The 17285-nt window shown below is 61.4% G+C and carries 12 protein-coding genes and 2 pseudogenes; 11 read left to right on the forward strand and 3 right to left on the reverse strand.

The features are described from left to right. The first annotated feature begins 75 nt into the window (after positions 1-75). The 5 genes and pseudogenes from RIB87_RS06740 to RIB87_RS06760 all read left to right on the forward strand — a co-directional run bounded on the left by RIB87_RS06740 (position 76) and on the right by RIB87_RS06760 (position 4672). The gene (locus tag RIB87_RS06740; protein WP_350144846.1) at positions 76-984 is read left to right on the forward strand and encodes a BON domain-containing protein; all 909 of its coding nucleotides are present in this window, start codon (positions 76-78) and stop codon (positions 982-984) included. Between the two features lie 71 nt (positions 985-1055). Then, complete coding sequence (locus tag RIB87_RS06745) at positions 1056-1970, forward strand: transglutaminase family protein (RefSeq protein ID WP_350144848.1); 915 nt, start codon at positions 1056-1058, stop codon at positions 1968-1970. Between the two features lie 104 nt (positions 1971-2074). Next, a complete protein-coding gene (gene gshB / locus RIB87_RS06750; protein ID WP_350144850.1) occupies positions 2075-3016 on the forward strand; it encodes a glutathione synthase in 942 nt (313 codons plus the stop codon). 237 nt (positions 3017-3253) lie between these two features. Next, positions 3254-3985: pseudogene (locus RIB87_RS06755) on the forward strand (magnesium chelatase domain-containing protein); the annotation flags it as partial. Between the two features lie 66 nt (positions 3986-4051). Then, entirely contained in the window at positions 4052-4672 is a 621-nt protein-coding gene (locus RIB87_RS06760; RefSeq protein ID WP_350144852.1) for a hypothetical protein, read from the forward strand. A 2-nt stretch (positions 4673-4674) separates the two neighbouring features. Here RIB87_RS06760 and RIB87_RS06765 read toward each other — a convergent pair whose 3' ends face one another. Continuing rightward, positions 4675-4902: a DUF6471 domain-containing protein gene (locus RIB87_RS06765; protein ID WP_350144854.1), complete on the reverse strand. Its 228-nt coding sequence runs from the start codon at positions 4900-4902 to the stop codon at positions 4675-4677. Positions 4903-5009: 107 nt separating this feature from the next. Here RIB87_RS06765 and RIB87_RS06770 point away from each other — a divergent pair, with 107 nt between their 5' ends. Together RIB87_RS06770 and RIB87_RS06775 are read left to right on the forward strand one after the other, a co-directional pair. Further along, the gene (locus tag RIB87_RS06770) at positions 5010-5972 is read left to right on the forward strand and encodes an IS1595 family transposase (protein ID WP_350144856.1); all 963 of its coding nucleotides are present in this window, start codon (positions 5010-5012) and stop codon (positions 5970-5972) included. A gap of 106 nt (positions 5973-6078) precedes the next feature. Beyond that, complete coding sequence (locus RIB87_RS06775; RefSeq protein WP_350144858.1) at positions 6079-6732, forward strand: NYN domain-containing protein; 654 nt, start codon at positions 6079-6081, stop codon at positions 6730-6732. Between the two features lie 38 nt (positions 6733-6770). On the opposite strand, the gene RIB87_RS06780 is transcribed toward RIB87_RS06775, so the two are convergent. Then, complete coding sequence (locus RIB87_RS06780) at positions 6771-7235, reverse strand: hypothetical protein (protein ID WP_350144860.1); 465 nt, start codon at positions 7233-7235, stop codon at positions 6771-6773. Between the two features lie 163 nt (positions 7236-7398). Between RIB87_RS06780 and RIB87_RS06785 the strand changes: the two are divergent. From RIB87_RS06785 to RIB87_RS06795, 3 genes and pseudogenes are all read left to right on the forward strand, one after another. Then, positions 7399-8250 (forward strand): annotated as a pseudogene (locus RIB87_RS06785) (ATP-binding protein); the annotation flags it as partial. A 171-nt stretch (positions 8251-8421) separates the two neighbouring features. Further along, entirely contained in the window at positions 8422-10533 is a 2112-nt protein-coding gene (locus tag RIB87_RS06790) for a PAS domain-containing hybrid sensor histidine kinase/response regulator (protein ID WP_350144862.1), read from the forward strand. A 334-nt stretch (positions 10534-10867) separates the two neighbouring features. Beyond that, entirely contained in the window at positions 10868-11911 is a 1044-nt protein-coding gene (locus tag RIB87_RS06795; protein WP_350144864.1) for a GNAT family N-acetyltransferase, read from the forward strand. Between the two features lie 19 nt (positions 11912-11930). Here RIB87_RS06795 and RIB87_RS06800 read toward each other — a convergent pair whose 3' ends face one another. After that, positions 11931-14216, reverse strand: coding sequence for an NADP-dependent malic enzyme (locus tag RIB87_RS06800; RefSeq protein WP_350144866.1), 2286 nt, complete (start codon positions 14214-14216; stop codon positions 11931-11933). A gap of 212 nt (positions 14217-14428) precedes the next feature. Here RIB87_RS06800 and mutS point away from each other — a divergent pair, with 212 nt between their 5' ends. After that, a complete protein-coding gene (gene mutS, locus RIB87_RS06805) occupies positions 14429-17203 on the forward strand; it encodes a DNA mismatch repair protein MutS (protein WP_350144868.1) in 2775 nt (924 codons plus the stop codon). Positions 17204-17285 lie beyond the last annotated feature (82 nt).

Here is a 17285-nt window from a genome sequence, read left to right on the forward strand (position 1 = left end):
GTGTCATGTGTCCGCCGCGTTCAGCCCCTTGTGGGGCGGGATGCGCTGTCATCAGGTGAAAAGCTCATGCCCCGCATGTCTCTTGTTCTTTTCTGTTCCTGCGTTGCTGCACTTGTGGCGGCGTGCTCCCCCATCGGCATGGCGGTTGGTGCCGGTGCCACCGCAGGCGTTGCCGCCTTTCAGGAGCGCCCGATCGGCGAGGCGATGGATGACGCCGGCATCAAGCTGGGTCTGACGGACCGGTTGATAAAAAGCGACGCTGATCTGTTTGGCGATGTCTCATCCAAAGTGATGGAAGGCCGCGTGATGCTGACGGGCCTTGTGTCCGGCGAACAGGAACGTGCCGAGGCGACGCGGCTGGCCTGGTCCATTGAAGGCGTCCGCGAAGTCATCAACGAAATTGAGGTCGCCGACCGCTCCACATTCGAGGCCATGCCCGGCGACACCTGGATCGACACCAAGCTGCGCGCCCGGTTGCTGACTGACTTCAGCATCTCCGACATCAACTACTCAACGGATGTGGTCAACGGCTCGGTCTATATTCTGGGCATTGGCCGCGATCCGACCGAGATTGACCGGGTGGCTGCCCATGCGCGCGACATTTCAGGGGTGCGACGCGTGGTGATGCACGCCATTACCGTTGACGACAGCCGCCGCCTTGCGTCGCGTCCGCCAAGCGCGCCCGCGCCGGAGCCGTTCAGGCGTGAACCGTCCGGCGACCGGCAGGGCCACGTGCTGACCGAGGCCCAGCCGCACGAAGATCTGCTGACCGGGCAGGCCCCCCTGCGCAAGGACTTTTCAGCCTACGAAAATACACCCGCTATCGAAACAGCCTCCACCCAGCCCGCATATTATTACGAGCAACCTGCCTATCAGCCGCCCGCGCCCGCACCAGCTGCAGCCGCCTCGTCAAGTGGCCCCCGCTCGCTGGCTCCGCAGGACCGGGCAGCGGTTGAAAGCCGGGCCTTAGCGCCGATCCGATGAGAGCGCTATCATTCACCCGCCGGGGCGAGGCCGATGCGCGGGCTCGCCGCTCACCTGTGGGATACGCGACCATGACGCCGGAACAAGACCGCGTGCTGCGCGCTGCGGGCGACGCTGCCGACGACGCTATTGATCTTGCACAAACAGCGCTCGCGCTGGGCGCTGCTGACATGCCGGATTTGGTGCTCGACCCCTATCGCGCTCACCTTGCACGCATCGTTGCTGATGTCGCGGCGCGTGCCGCAGTCCTGCAGGCGCAGGCAGACAAGCGTCACTCGCCCGGCGATCCGGCCATCGAGGCCCACGCTAAAGCACTGTTGCAGGCTCACGCGCTGGCAGACGTTATTGCCGGAGACTTCGGCTATGACGGTGACCGGGTGACGTATGACGACATGGCCAACGCCAATCTGGTCCGTGTCATTGACCGCAAGCGCGGTCTGCCGGTGGCGCTGGGGCTGATTTATATTCACGCAGGCCGTGCCAATGGCTGGGCGGTGTCCGGTGTCAACTTCCCCGGCCACTTCCTCATCCGGTTGAACGGCATGGTGCGTGGCGGCCCGCCGCCGGTGCTGATTGATCCGTTCTCAGGCGGAAGCATTCTGGACGAACAGGGCGTCGTTGCCCTTCTGGCCCGTGTGCAGGGCCTCGAGGACGAAGACCCGACAAAGGCCGACCTTGAGCGCGCCCTGGCGCCGGTGTCTGCCCGTGCCGTGCTGCTGCGGTTGCAAAACAACATTTATGCGCGCGCAACCAGGGCCCGCGATACGGCCCGCGCCAGTGCCATTCTCGCCCGCATGACAGCCATTGCCCCGCGTGACCCGGCGCTGTGGCTTGAGCGAGGCGACCTTGACGGGGCGACAGGCAGCCTGATGTCGGCACGCACCGCCTACGCCCGTGCCGCCGAACTGGCCCTTGCCGAAGGCCGCACGCAGCTTGCCCGCGACGCCAGGACCCGCTCCGACAAGCTGCGTATCAGCCTCAACTGATCGCCGCGCCGGGCAATGCGGCGAATCCGCATTGACCTTGGCCGTCCGCACCCCGACATTCCGCCGGACACAAAAACGATCATGTTCGAGGGGGCGCGCTGCGCATGGGCTTGAAAGTGGCAATTCAGATGGACCCGGTTGAGGCCATCGACATCAAGGGCGATTCAACCTTCCGTCTGGCGCTCGAAGCGCAGATGCGCGGCCACACGCTAAGCTATTATCTGCCCCGCGACCTGTCGCTGCATGACGGCAGGGTGCTGGCCCGCACGCGGTCACTGGAAGTGCGCGATGCAAAGGGCGACCACTTCACCCAAGGCAACCAGATTGTCACAAACCTGCGCGACGTGGATGTGGTGCTGATGCGCCAGGACCCGCCCTTTGACATGAGCTACATCACGGCGACCCACATCCTCGATCACATCCACCCCCATACGCTGGTGGTCAATGATCCCGCGCATGTGCGCAACGCACCCGAGAAACTCTTTGTTACACAGTTTGAAGGCGTCATGCCGCCGACGCTGATTTCCTCTAATGAAGACGACATCCGGGCGTTTCGGGCCGAACACAAGGATATCATCCTCAAACCGCTGTATGGCAATGGCGGTGCGGGCGTGTTCAGGGTCAGGCCTGACGATGAAAACATGGCATCGCTGCTGGAAATGTTCACCCAGATGTTCCGCGAGCCGCTCATCGCACAGGCCTATTTGCCGGCGGTGCGCGCAGGCGACAAGCGCATCATTCTGGTGGACGGCGAAATTGCCGGGGCGATCAATCGGGTGCCTGCCGAGGGTGAAAGCCGCTCCAACATGCATGTGGGCGGCAGGCCGGAAGCAACTCAGTTGACAGATCGTGAACGGGAGATCTGCGCCACCATCGGCCCCGAGCTCAAGCGCCGCGGGCTGATTTTCGTCGGCATCGACGTGATCGGCGATTACATGACAGAGATCAACGTCACCTCCCCCACCGGCCTGCGCGAAATAGAACGCTTTGACGGCACCAACATCGCCGCCATGATCTGGGATGCGATTGAAGCGAAGGTCAGCTAAGCCCTTTTTAGCCTGCCATAAACGTTAACAACGACCCCCCAAAAAGAACGCGCGTTCTTTTAATGTTCGTGTTATGATCCTGCTACGCGGGCCTGATTGGGGACAAGTCGTCTGGGTTGTCACTTTGACCTGACTAAAACGGAACACGGCCTGAACATCCCAAACGACCGTCAGTGTGCGGAATACGCAGCGACTGTATCTGTTGGTGCCCGGGGCGGGCTGATTAGGGGCAAGGCGATGGTGGCGCGGGTTTATACGGTTGCATTTGAGGGCGTTGAAGCGCGCGAGGTGGGCGTTCAGGTGCAAATCTCGCCCGGTGTTCCGGCCTTCGCGGTGGTTGGCCTTGGCGACAAAGCAGTTGCTGAAAGCCGCGAACGGGTGCGCGCGGCCCTTACTGCCATCGGTCTGGCGCTGCCGCCCAAGCGTATCACCGTCAATCTCGCGCCTGCTGATCTGCCCAAGGAAGGCAGTCATTACGACCTGCCCATTGCGCTTGCCCTTATGACTGCGCTGGGCGTGGTGCCTCAGGATGCCATGGACGGCCTGACGGTGCTGGGTGAGCTGGGTCTTGATGGCACAATCGCACCCGTCACCGGCGCGTTGCCTGCAGCCATTGCCGCCAACGCCGCAGATCGCGGGCTGGTGTGCCCTGCCGCCTGCGGGCCCGAAGCGGCATGGGCAGGCGATATGCAGATTATTGCCCCGGCAACCCTGCTTGAGTTTGTAAATCACATCAAGGGCGTCCAGACATTGGCAGCCCCGCAGCCCGGTCAGCCTCCACAGCTTGGCTCGGTGCCCGATATGGCCGACATCAAGGGTCAGGAAACCGCCAAGCGCGCCATCGAGGTGGCGGCTGCGGGCGGCCACAACCTGCTGTTTGTCGGTCCGCCCGGCGCGGGCAAATCCATGTTGGCAAGTAGGTTGCCAGGTATCTTGCCCCCTATGAGCCCGCGCGAGATGCTCGGCATTCGGTAGCAAACACACCAAGCTACCGAAGCCGCTTCCAACAGAAAGGAAGACGGCTATGATCGGGCGATGTGGAGTTTGCAGCGAATCCTGCGCTGGGCAGCCGCCGGGCTGTTGGGCCTTATGTTGTCTCCTGTGGTCAGTGAGTTCTTTATCGAACTTGCCCGCGAGCGCGGCGTTTACGATAACCCAACAGAAACGTTGGAAGGCGGCATAGCCATGTTGTCTGGCCTCGTAAACTCACAATACTTCATATCCACATTAGCACTAGTTGCTGGACTCAGCGTTGGCCTGTGGCTGGACCACTTCCTGCGCCGCATTGAGCGCAAACATGCGCCTGAAGCGACTGCCGGTGAACAAGAAGACAAAGAAACAAGACGGCCCTTGTCTATGGACGACACTGTTTTGCTTGCGAAAGTCGAAGAGCTTGCGTCGAAGCTGTTATCTCATGGTCAATTTAGCGAAGAGAAGCCGCGCTTATTGGAGCTTTATAGAGAAATAGCCGAGGCAAAGCACGGGTACTTGTTCAATCAGCCTACATACTTGGCACTAGATGAGTTTCTCGCGGCTTGTGGGTTGCATATCGAAAATAGGAAGGAACCACGCGCAAAAGAGGAATGGAATGAGGTCCGAGCCAACATAAAAAAATACGCTTTTGACCTGCGCAACAAACTCAGTGGGCGCATTTAATCCTAGATAAAGTCTGTTTTCTCTGAAGCGCTTAGCGCCTTTAAGCAAGCCAGCATAAACGCTGCCGTAAACTTCCCCCGGCTCACCTTGTTTCTGAGGTTCCGTTCATCTTCGGAAACCCCAATTTCCGCCAATTTTTCAACTAACTGCGCGTAAGTCACGTTCTGCCGGGCCATTTCCGCCCGAATAATCCCACGGGCCTTGGCTTCCCAGTCTGTACGTTCCGGCATGTCATTCTCCAATTATGTGGCGAATGTCATCATATAGAGTGCGAAAGCCCTTGAAAAGATGATTATCTATCATCATATTTAGTGCACAAGCACTGGAAATGATGACAATGGCACAGCACTTCTTACTTTCAGCCTCAGCCCGCACACTCTCGCTGGCAAAGGTCATGCGCCTGAGCGATCAGGAAGCCTATGACGCATTCAAGGCGCTGCGCTGGCATGAGAATGATGGGAACCCCATCTGTCCTCGCTGTGGCTGTGCAGAGGCTTACGAGTACGCCTCACGCCGCATCTTCAAGTGTAAGGGCTGTCATTCGCAGTTCTCAGTCACCACGGCAACCATCTTTGCCAGCCGCAAGCTGGCTTACCGGGATGTGCTGGCTGCCATCGCCCTGTTCGTGAATGGGGCCAAGGGCATGAGCGCCCTTCAACTGAGCCGCGATCTGGACGTTCAGTACAAGACGGCCTTCGTCCTGGCTCACAAGCTGCGTGAGGCTATGGGCGAGGAAATGAAGCAAGCCAAGGTATCAGGCGACGTTGAGGTTGATGGGGCCTATTTCGGCGGTCATGTGAAGCCCGCCAACCGGAAGGCTGACCGCAAGGACTTGCGATTGAAAGAAAACCGGACTGGCAAGCGTCGTGTGGTGGTTGTCCTGCGGGAACGTAATGGCCGCTCACTGCCGTTTGTGGTGAAGCATGAAGCCGACGCAGTGCCCACCATTGAGGCTCGCGTAGCCACTGGCTCAACGGTATATGCAGACGAAGCATCATCATGGGATGCCCTGCACGCCACCTATGAGACGAAGCGGGTCAATCACTCGGTTGAGTTCAAGGACAAGGACGCTTGCACGAACGAGGCTGAGAGCTTCTTTAGCCGCCTGCGCCGGGCTGAGATCGGCACGCACCACCACATTTCGGGGCGTTACTTGGATCAGTACGCTAACGAAATGGCTTGGCGTGAGAACAACCGGCGAGTTTCAAACGGTGGCCAGTTTGTGTTGGCTACGGTTGCGGCGCTTGGTTGTGGGGTGTCGCGGGACTGGAAGGGGTATTGGCAACGGAAAGCTGCTTAAATGAAAAACCCCGGGCCGAAGCCCGGGGGGTGCTAGCGGCGTACCGCATCGCGTTGATAGAGAATCATGTACGTTAAGTCGGCCACATTGTCAATAGGATTGTAATTTGAAACGCGCCGCCTTATACATTGACGGGTTCAATTTGTATCATGCAATCAATGACTTAGGTGAGCCGTTCCTAAAGTGGTGTGACTTGTGGCGGCTTGGTGAGATTATTTTACCTTCTACCACAGAGAAGCTTGTTAGGTCTGTTTACTGCTCCGCTTTTTATCCGGGCGACGACAAAAAGAAATGGCGTCATAAAGAATATATTGCAGCACTTGAAGTAAAAGGGGTCGAAGTCGTTCTCGGTCACTACATCCATGAACCGCAAGAATGCCGCGATTGTGGACGACGGTGGGAAAAGCCAACTGAGAAAGAATCGGATGTTAATGTGGCCCTCCATCTTATTAGGGATGGGTTACATGACCGATTTGACGTTGCTTACTTAATCACGGCTGACTCGGATCAGGCGGCAACAGTAAGAATGTTCAAGGCTGAGTTTCCCAGCAAAGAGTTTGTAACTGTTGCCCCGCCGGACAGGAACTTTTCCACCTCCATCAATACCCTCTCTCACCGCCGAATTGCACTGAACAGGGATCATCTGGATAGATGTGTGATGCCTGAGATTGTAATGGGCAACAACAAACGAGCTGCTCGACGCCCGCGGGAGTATGCGCCGCCAGCAGCGTGGGTACATCCAGACCATCGTCCAAAATGAACTTCACCTACGCCCCAGCCGCCCTAGCGATCCTCGCCCTAGTGGCCCTGTATTTTAGTAATAGCTTGGGCCTTATCTAACTCCCAAAGCATGTACTGCCCCGGCCCCTGAGTGGCTTTGACCACACCGCCCTCTCTCTGGCGTCTCAGGGCCACCCCTACACGCTTTGCCATGAGCCGGAGCAGCTTGGGTTCATCTGGGTCTAAACCCCTCTCAGAAATCAATCTGGCGGCTACGTCGCGGGTTGTGAGGGGTTCTTTAGCCAGTCTGAGAATGCCCAATACGATACGGGTCATTTCACCCCGTTTGGACCAGTTCTCAGGGGGGCGGAACCTTGGGGCTATGGTCTGTGTCTCGATATGCGGGGCGAATACCTGGAGGCTCCGATCAATACCCTCTAGGTCTTTGATTAGTTGGGCGATGCGGTCATGCAGGGTTTCTATCTCGCCTGATATGTCAGCGCGTTTCTTTATCAGTGCTGTGACTACGTGAGGTTCTGCCATTTACTTCGGCTATATCGCGCTGGAGGGCTAGTATTTGCTCCCGGATAGAAGGCTGTTTGGCAATACCCTTGGAGGGTCTGCCTAGTGGGGTCCGGGGTTCTTTTGGTGCGATACTCATGACACGAGCCTAGCATATCTGTCTTGGTGTGGTTGCTACCTAATGGCGGAGATGCTGGATGTGGCAATGGTAGCCTCTTTGGCCGGCGTGCTTGAGGGCGGTGCCCTCAGCCCACAACGGCCGTTTCGGGCCCCGCATCATTCAGCGTCCATGGCAGCGCTCGTGGGCGGCGGCATCAAGGCCAAGCCCGGCGAAGTCTCGCTGGCCCACAATGGCGTGCTGTTTCTGGATGAACTGGCCGAGTTTGCGCGCCCGGTGCTGGACGCCCTGCGCCAGCCGCTTGAAACCGGTACCGCGGTTATTGCCCGCGCCAATCACCACGTCACATATCCCGCCCGCGTGCAGCTTGTAGCTGCCATGAACCCGTGCCGCTGTGGCTATGCGGGCGAACCTGGCATGGCCTGCGGACGGTTGCCGCGCTGCGCGCAGGACTACCAGACCCGCGTCTCCGGCCCCCTCATGGACCGGATTGACATCCAGCTTGACGTGCCGCCCGTCTCCGCCGCCGACATGCGCCACGGCGCCGCCGGGGAACCCTCCGCCGCAATTGCCGCACGCGTGCGCGCTGCCCGGCAAATGCAGGTTGAGCGCTATGCAGCGCTGGGCCCGCAAAACGCCGATGGCACACCTGCCGTAACAACCAACGCCCAGGCCGACGGCAGGCTGCTGGAGAAGGTGGTGAATCTTGATGCTGCCGGGCTCGACCTGATGGATAAGGCTGCGGCCGGTATGCGGCTTTCAGCGCGCGGCTATGTACGTGTCTTGCGGGTTGCGCGTACCCTTGCCGACATCGAAGCGGCTGTGGCCGGTACGGGTGAGTGCGGTGTTACGCGCGCCCATCTGGCGGAGGCCCTGAGTTTCCGCCGCGCTCCGGCGCAGGCGTTCGCTGCGGCCTGACCGGCGGCTTCCCATTGCCATCTTTTGAGATAATCCACAGTTTTCGCTGATTTTCCGCGGCTTTTGCTGCTGGCTTAACGCGATCTTCAACGGTTCGGCGCCATTTTAGGCAGGTTGGAGCGGCATCAGCTTGATGCCCGGCTGCCACCCAGAACCGGAGACCGCCGCCATATGCGCCGCGCGCACATCTTTCCAGCCCTGCAGTCGGCGATCAGCTTAGCGCGCGCCGCATTTTTTCGTGTGGGTGTCTGGACGCGTGCCCGGGCGCGTGTCTGGACACATATCTGGCCGAACGAGAAAGCAGCCCTGCGCGAAGAAGTGCGCCTGTTGCGCGGACTGCTGGCGGGGCAGGCTGACATCATTTTCAGGCGGAACACACGCGGCCAACTGACATTCGTCAATGATGTTTTCTGCACCACGTTTGGCATCACGCGAGAGCAGGCACTTGGGCACCCGTTTACGCCTCACGTCGATGCCAGTACCGGCGAAGGCCTGGTCGGCCATGCGCCCGCTCCCCGTCCCACCCAAACGAGGGATGTCACGGGCATAAAGTTCCGCATCCGAACCGACCAGCGAGTGAGAACGGTGTCGGGCTGGCGATGGATCGGCTGGGAGGAGTTGCCGATCCGCAATGCGGACGGCCAGCTTGTTGAAATCCAGTGTGCCGGGCGCGACATCACCGAGCGCAAGGAAACCGAACACGCCCTTGCCCGCGCCCGTGACGAAGCCGAACAGGCCAACCACGCAAAATCAGCATTTCTGGCAACCATCAGCCATGAAATCCGCACGCCGATGAATGGCATCATCGGTATTTCGGCGCTGTTGAACGAGACTGATCTGTCGCCTGAACAAGCCAACTATGTGCAGGCGGTGCGCCGGTCGGGCCGCGCATTGCTGCGCCTGATCGACGACATTCTGGATTTCTCCAAAATTGAAGCCGGACATCTGGAGCTTGAAAAACAGCCGTTTTCCCTGGAAGAAATGGCGGAGGGCCTTGCCGAGTTGCTGGCACCGCGTGCCCAGCAGCGCGGCATCAGCCTGTCAACGGTCATTGACCCGTCGCTGCCCGAGCAGGTTATTGGCGATCAGGGTCGGCTCCATCAGGTTTTTGCCAATCTGGTTGGCAATGCCATCAAGTTCACCGACAAAGGCGGCGTCACGCTGCTCCTCGAACGCGGCCCGCGGATGCCTGATCAAGCCCCAAACGAGGAGACCGTCCCGCTCGTGGCGCGCATCATAGACACCGGCATCGGCATGGGCCCCGAAGACCAGCGCATTGTCTTTGAGGAGTTTCAGCAGGCCCGCGCTGCGGCCGCCCAACGTCGCGGCGGCACCGGTCTTGGCCTTGCCATCTCGCGGCGCCTGGTGGCCACCATGGGCGGCGACATACACCTTGAAAGTGCGCCTGGCGCAGGCACCACTTTTACCGTCAGTGTGCCTCTGCCAATCCATGCAGAAGCGCCATCGGCAGCCCCCGCGCCGCTTGCGGATAACTATGTAGTGGTGGCCCTCAAATCGCCCGCCGCCCATGCGCTTGCCCAGACAGTGACCCATCACGGCGGCAGCACATGGGTACCCGAAAACCCCGCCACGGCGCTGGCGTCCGCTGCATTCAAAAACACCCAGGCCATCATCGCACCGGCAGATGTTCTGGACCCGGAGATGGTCGCATCGCTGCGCCACCGCGCGCCTGACATGCGCATTGTCGCCGCAGCCCAGGCAGACGACCGCACAACCGCCCGCAGCGCAATCTCGCGCGATGACAACCCGGTTGACGCTTACGTCCTGCTCCCGGCCCGCCGCCAGACGCTCATCGCTGCGCTCTCCGGTAACCTTGAGCAGCAAGCGTCCGAGCCTGCCGATGTGGACGATGCGCCCCGCGACGCGCCGCCCGTTATTGGCCGCCGCGTGCTGCTCGCTGAAGACAACGACGTGAATGCCCTCCTGACGGTCAGCGTGCTTGAGCGCGACGGCCACGAGGTCATTCGTGTGCTCAACGGGCGTGAAGCTGTTGAGGCACTGGACACAAAAGCGCGCTTCGACATTGTGCTGATGGACATGCACATGCCAGAAATGGATGGCATTGAGGCCACCAAAGCGCTGCGCGCAGCGGGCCACATGGTGCATGTGGTGGCGCTCACGGCCAATGCCTATTCGCAGGATCGCCAGCGCTGCCTTGATGCAGGCATGAACGACTACCTGTCCAAGCCGGTTGAGCCTGATGCGCTGCGTGAGGTGCTGGCGGCCCTGCCGCCGCCAACCACGAGCAGCGAAGCCGCCTGACATCACGACACAAAACGGCCTTCGTTGTGTCGTCCTGCCATAGCAGATATAGTCGTTTTCAGTCCTTCGGCGCGCGACGTCAGATACGCAAGCGCGTCCAAAAGGGCTGGACAAGGCTCGTTAATCTGACGACAACCGCACCCGACAGCCGCGCCCGCTAGCCGCACCCGACAGCCGGGTGAAAAAGGCGGGTGAGAAAGCCGGGTTAAGAGCGCGACGGCCACACTTGAAGTGGCCGCACGTGCCCCGCACGTAACGCGCAGGTAGATGCCCCGCTCCATTTCCAGGAGCGCCCGTTTCGCGGACGATGGGCTGACACAAGGGAGACGCCGGTTTGCTGAAGAAGCTCGCAGCGCGGGGGCTGCGCCGAAATCTTGGCGCGCGCACCCCACTATCCATGAGGGCCTCCACTGGCGGATCTGCCCTCACCGCATCCCCACGCGGCGCGTCCCGCACGCCCGCGCGCACCTCAAAGTCCGGCCAACCCGTCAACCGCGCCGCGCGCTTTGCCGGCAAATATGGCCCGCCGCCGCGTCCGCTCGCCCGGCGCAAATCGCTGGAAGTGCGCGTCGCTGAAACAGAAGCAGAAGTGCGTGCCGCCCAGCGCCTGCGGTATCAGGTGTTCTATGAGGAGATGTCAGCCTCCGCGAGCCCGCGCATGGCCGCTGAGCGCCGTGACTTTGACAATTTTGATGTCTTCGCCGACCACCTGCTGGTGATTGACCATTCCCGCATCCCCGCCGACTATGAAGGCCGCGAGGTACCCGAAGACGCTGTTGTGGGCACCTACCGGCTGATCCGTCAGGAAGTAGCCGAGCCTCATGGCGGCTTTTACACCGCCAGCGAGTTTGACATTGGTCCATGGGTCGAGGCGGCAGGGCCGAACACCCGGTTTCTGGAGCTTGGCCGCTCGTGCGTCCACGCCGATCACCGTTCCCGCCCGACGCTTGAACTCATGTGGCACGCCATCATCAGCTATCTGGTGCACTACGACCTGGATGTGATGTTCGGCTGCGCCAGCCTCGACAGCACGGACCCCGACGCGCTGGCCCTGCCGCTGTCGTTCATGCATCACTTCTGCCTGGGCCAAACCCCGTCAGGCGAACCGATGGTGAAGGCGCGCCAGGAACTGTACGTCTCCATGAACCGGATGCCCGTTGAGCAGGTGGATGCCAAAAAAGGCCTGCGCGCCCTGCCGCCACTCATCAAGGGCTATCTGCGCGCGGGCGCCAAGATCGGCGACGGTGCCGTGGTGGACCACCAGTTCGGCACAACCGACGTGCTGATTATCTTCCCGTCCAGCCAGTTGAACGATCGCTACCGCGGCAAGTTCGGCAAGGGCGACATGCGCGACGAGAAAACAGATCCCGTCCCATAAGGCCGCCGCATAAAAACGCCTAGCTGTCGAGTCCGTATGCTGCAATCGCAGCCAGGTTCACGAGGTCAGAAACCGTTGCCCCCATGGGCGCGATCTGCACCGACTTTTCAAGACCCACCAGCAGCGGCCCGATGATCGACGCGCCGCCCAGTTCCGCCAGCATCTTGGTGGATATCGACGCCGAGTGAATGGCCGGCATCACCAGCACGTTTGCCGGTTCCGACAGGCGACAGAACGGGTACATCGCCATCGCCTCTCGGTTGAGCGCTACGTCAGCGGCAATCTCGCCGTCATATTCAAAATCACGCTGCGTGCGGTCCAGAATCTCAACCGCCTCGCGCACCCGCTCCGAGCGCTCGCCCATAGGGTGGCCGAAGGTGGAGTAGGCCAGCATCGCCACGCGCGGCTCATAGCCAAGCCGCCGCGCCACTTCGGCGCTTTGAATGGCAATCTCGGCAAGTTCCTGCGCGGTCGGCATGTCGTGCACGTTGGTGTCGGCTACCAGTACGGTGCGCCCGCGCGCCAGCACCATGGATATGCCCATGGCGCGCTTGTTGGCGGCATCGTCAATGACGCGGCGTACGTCACCCAGCGCCACCGAGTAAGAGCGCGTGACGCCGGTAATCATCGCATCGGCGTCACCCACCTGCACCATGGAGGCGGCATAGATGTTGCGGTCATTGTACACCATGCGCGTGCAGTCACGCGCCAGGTAGCCGCGCCGTTGCAGCTTGCCGTAGAGCGCATCGGCATAATCAGGCGCTGCATCCGACGTGCGCTGGTTGATGATCTCGATGCCGTCGGCATCTTCCAGCCCCATCTGTTTCATCTGTGTAAGGATGATTTCTTCGCGGCCCAGCAATATGGGCGTGCCCAGACCCTGGTCGCGGAAGGCAACAGCCGCACGCACGACTTTTTCTTCCTCGCCCTCGGCAAACACAACCCGCTTCGGCTCGCGGCGAACGCGGGCCACAATGAAACCAAGCGATGCCGCCGTTGGGTCCAGCCGCACGGTCAGTTCGTGCTGATAGCCTTCCATGTCGATGATCGGTCGCTGCGCCACACCTGATTCCATGGCGGCTTTGGCCACCGCAGGCGGAATGGTGGTGATCAGCCGCGGGTCAAACGGCACCGGAATAATGTAGTCGCGCCCATAGCGCGGGCGCATACCGTGATAGGCTGCCGCCACTTCGTCGGGCACGTCCTCGCGCGCCAGAGAGGCCAGCGCTTCAGCGGCGGCAATTTTCATGGGTTCGTTGATGGTGGATGCGCGCACATCCAAAGCGCCCCGAAAAATATACGGGAACCCCAGCACGTTGTTCACCTGGTTGGGATAGTCCGAGCGGCCCGTCGCCATGATGACGTCGTCGCGCACCTCGTGGGCTTCTTCGGGCGTAATTTCCGGGTCCGGGTTCGCCATCGCGAAAATGATCGGGTTGGCGGCCATCGACGCCACCATGCTCGGCGTCAGCGCGCCTTTGACCGACACACCGAAAAACGCGTCGGCACCGTCCATCGCTTCTTCGAGGGTGCGTTTGTCGGTGGGGGCGGCATGAGCCGACTTCCACTGGTTCATGCCTTCGGTGCGGCCCTGATAGATCACGCCTTTGGTATCGCACAACAGCGCGTTTTCGGTTCTGACACCCATCGCCTTCACCAGCTCAAGGCAGGCAATGCCCGCCGAGCCCGCGCCGTTGACCACCAGTTTCATGTCTTCAAACTTGCGGCCTGTCAGATGACACGCATTGATGAGGCCGGCGGCTGCAATGATCGCCGTGCCGTGCTGGTCGTCATGAAACACCGGAATGTCCATGAGTTCGCGCAGGCGCTCTTCAACGATGAAGCACTCCGGTGCCTTGATGTCCTCAAGGTTGATGCCGCCAAACGAAGGGCCCAGATAGCGCACCGCGTTGATGAAATCGTCTGCGTCTTCGGCGTCCACTTCAAGGTCGATCGAGTCCACGTCGGCAAAGCGCTTGAACAGCACGGCCTTGCCTTCCATCACCGGCTTGGAGGCCAGCGCGCCCAGGTTGCCAAGCCCCAGAATGGCCGTGCCGTTGGAGATCACGGCCACCATGTTGCCCTTGGCGGTGTAGTCATAGGCGCACGCCGGGTTTTCGGCGATGGCGCGCACGGGGGCGGCCACGCCGGGCGAATAGGCCAGCGACAGATCGCGCTGGCTCGCCATCGGTTTGGTGGCGGTAATCTCAAGTTTGCCGGGCCGCCCCTCCGCGTGAAACAGCAGGGCTTCTTCATCAGTATAGCGGCGACGATCTTTGGCGTGGTCGCTGGAACTCTTAGTCATGGGTGAAGCGCCTGTTTCTAAAGCGGGAGGTCACAAAGTGTCATATGCGGCGAATGACGCAGGGGCGGGCAGGGCAGAGCCTTGAAAAACCGCCGGGGCGCTGTGGTGTAGCCGAGGGGTGCCGCTATAGGCAAGTGCGTGCCACGTAACAAACGCTGCTGTGACCTAAGTATCTCGCGGTCATCGCGCACACTTGCTAGGGTCCGGGCATCATGAACTCCCCTGTCATTAAAGAAACAGCACCCCCCCAGCCGCAGGAGCGATCTGCGCCCACGCCCATGATGGCGCAATATCTCGACATCAAGCAGGCCCACGACGATTGCTTGCTGTTCTACCGGATGGGCGACTTTTACGAGCTGTTCTTCGATGACGCCGTCAAGGCGTCCGCCGCCCTCGACATCGCACTCACCAAACGCGGCAAGCATCTGGGTGAGGACATTCCCATGTGTGGCGTGCCGGTTCACGCCGCTGACGCCTATCTGTCGCGGTTGATCCGCAAGGGCTTTCGGGTGGCTGTCTGTGAGCAGACCGAAGACCCGGCCGAAGCGAAGAAACGCGGCTCAAAGTCGGTGGTGGCCCGCGCCGTGGTGCGCATCGTCACGCCGGGCACCCTTACCGAAGACGCGCTGCTTGAAGCCCGCGACGCCAATCTGCTGGCAGCGCTTGCAAGAGTGCGTGCCGACGGCGACCACGCGCTGGGGCTGGCCTATGCGGACGTCTCCACCGGCGCGTTCCACGTGGAAGCGATTGAGGCTGACGGTCTGGGTGCTGCGCTCGCGCGCTTGTCCCCCAGCGAACTTGTGTTGCACGAAGGCCTGCTGTCAGACGAGACCGTTGCTGATGCCATCACCAGCGCAGGTACACCGCTGACCCCGTTGCGGGCATCTGCCTTTGACAGCGATGCCGCCCGCAGCCGCCTCGAAACCCTGTTTGGCGTAAAAGCGCTGGACGGCTTCGGCGATTTTTCCCGCGCCCAGATAGCAGCGGCAGGCGCGCTGGTGGACTATGTGACGCTGACCCAGGCAGGCAGGGCCCCGGTGTTGTCGCCGCCACGCACCCCCGGCGATGCGGCACTGATGGACATAGATGCCGCCACCCGCGCCAGTCTGGAGCTCACCCGGGGGGCGTCCGGCAGCCGCGAGGGCAGCCTTCTGTCCATCATGGACATGACGGTCACAGCCGCTGGTGCCCGTGCCCTCAAGGCCCGGGTCGCAGCGCCGCTTGCCAGCGCGGTGCCCATCAACCGCCGCCTTGCGGCCGTCACCCTGTTTGCCGAGCACGGCCGCCTGCGTGCTGACCTGCGGGATGTGCTGCGCACCGTCCCTGATCTTGAACGTGCCATGTCACGGCTGGCGCTGGGGCGCGGCGGCCCGCGCGATCTGGCCGCCGTCGGCACATCCATAAAGGCCGCGGCCGCAATGGCGACATTGCTTGACCCCGCGTCCGGCACCGCCCCTGACTTTCCGCCCCTGCCTGAAGACGTGGCGCAGGCCGCCCGCACCCTGGATAACGCCCGCACAGGCGCGCCCGCCGCCCTGTGTACCCTGCTCGCGCGCGCCCTCGTTCCTGAACCGCCGCTGCTGGGTCGCGACGGCGGTTTCATTGCGCGCGGCTATGACGCGGACCTTGATGATCTGGTGGCGCTGCGCGACGGCAGCCGCAAGGTGGTTGCCGGACTTGAGGCTGAGTATCGCGAGAAAACCGGCATAAAAACACTGAAAGTCCGCCACAACAATGTGCTGGGATATTTCATCGAGGTATCCGCGAGCCAATCCGACCGGATGATGACCGGTGATCTGGCAGATGATTTCCGCCACCGCCAGACGCTGGCCAACGCCATGCGGTTTTCAACGGTTGAGCTGGCCGAACTGGACGCAAAAATAGCGCGCGCAGGCGAAAGCGCGCTGGCCCGAGAAAAAGAACTGTTTGAGGCGCTGGTTGCACAGGTTCTGGACATCACGGCGCTTGCAGACATTGCCCGCGCCCTGGCCTCCCTCGATGTGGCGTCGGCGCTGGCAGAGGTCGCCCGCGCCAATGGCTGGACGCGACCGCTGATGGACAACTCGCTTGCCTTCAACATCGATGCAGGCCGTCATCCTGTGGTGGAGCGGGCGCTCAAGGCTTCCGGCTCCGGCGCATTCGTTCCCAATACCTGTGATCTGTCCGCCGATGCCGAAAATGAAGCCGCCCGCTCCCTATGGTTGCTCACCGGCCCCAACATGGCAGGCAAATCAACATTTTTGCGTCAAAACGCGCTCATTGCCGTGATGGCGCAGGCGGGCAGCTTTGTGCCTGCGACGTCGGCCCATATTGGCATCATTGACCGGCTGTTTTCGCGCGTCGGTGCGTCAGATGATCTGGCGCGCGGCCGCTCGACATTCATGGTGGAAATGGTTGAAGCCGCCGCAATCCTCAACCGCGCGACCGACAAATCGCTTGTCATTCTGGATGAGATAGGCCGCGGCACCGCCACCTATGACGGCCTCTCCATCGCTTGGGCGACCCTTGAGCATCTGCATGAGGTCAACCGCGCCCGCACGCTGTTTGCTACCCACTATCACGAGCTGACGGGCCTTGCGGGCACGCTGGCGCGCCTTGGCAACGCCACCATGCGCGTGGCCGAACACGGCCAGGATGTTGTGTTTCTGCACGAAGTGGTGCCCGGCGCGGCTGACCGCTCCTACGGCATTCACGTGGCGCGCCTGGCTGGCCTGCCACCGGCCGCTATCGCCCGCGCCGAGCAGGTGCTTGAGGCGCTTGAAGCGGGGGAAACCCAAAGCGGCGGGCAAAATGGCTGGCGCGCTGACCTTGCAACCGACCTGCCGCTGTTCGCCGCCGCCACGCGCCCCCGGTCATCAGGTCACGCCACCAAAGGCACGGACCCTATTCACGAGGCGCTGAGCACCGCCGCCCCCGACGAAATGACCCCCCGCGAGGCGCTGGACCTGATCTATGCCCTGCGGCGCAAGCTCGACGATAAGCGTTAATTGTCCAGGTGCTGAAACCTGCTGCCAGATACAAATCAGCGCGCTACATGGTTAATCCTGAGACTTTGATTAAACAGCCCAA

Source organism: Pyruvatibacter sp. (assembly GCF_040219635.1).
Taxonomy (GTDB): Bacteria; Pseudomonadota; Alphaproteobacteria; order CGMCC-115125; family CGMCC-115125; genus Pyruvatibacter.

What these genes read in the sequence shown, in the direction of transcription:
- RIB87_RS06740 (WP_350144846.1), top strand. Translation starts at nt 76, where the DNA reads ATGTCTCTTGTTCTTTTCTGTTCCTGCGTTGCTGCACTTGTGGCGGCG.
- mutS (WP_350144868.1), top strand. Translation starts at nt 14,429, where the DNA reads ATGAACTCCCCTGTCATTAAAGAAACAGCACCCCCCCAGCCGCAGGAG.
- RIB87_RS06745 (WP_350144848.1), top strand. Translation starts at nt 1,056, where the DNA reads ATGACGCCGGAACAAGACCGCGTGCTGCGCGCTGCGGGCGACGCTGCC.
- RIB87_RS06790 (WP_350144862.1), top strand. Translation starts at nt 8,422, where the DNA reads ATGCGCCGCGCGCACATCTTTCCAGCCCTGCAGTCGGCGATCAGCTTA.
- RIB87_RS06760 (WP_350144852.1), top strand. Translation starts at nt 4,052, where the DNA reads ATGTGGAGTTTGCAGCGAATCCTGCGCTGGGCAGCCGCCGGGCTGTTG.
- RIB87_RS06770 (WP_350144856.1), top strand. Translation starts at nt 5,010, where the DNA reads ATGGCACAGCACTTCTTACTTTCAGCCTCAGCCCGCACACTCTCGCTG.
- RIB87_RS06765 (WP_350144854.1), bottom strand. Translation starts at nt 4,902, where the DNA reads ATGCCGGAACGTACAGACTGGGAAGCCAAGGCCCGTGGGATTATTCGG.
- RIB87_RS06800 (WP_350144866.1), bottom strand. Translation starts at nt 14,216, where the DNA reads ATGACTAAGAGTTCCAGCGACCACGCCAAAGATCGTCGCCGCTATACT.
- gshB (WP_350144850.1), top strand. Translation starts at nt 2,075, where the DNA reads ATGGGCTTGAAAGTGGCAATTCAGATGGACCCGGTTGAGGCCATCGAC.
- RIB87_RS06780 (WP_350144860.1), bottom strand. Translation starts at nt 7,235, where the DNA reads ATGGCAGAACCTCACGTAGTCACAGCACTGATAAAGAAACGCGCTGAC.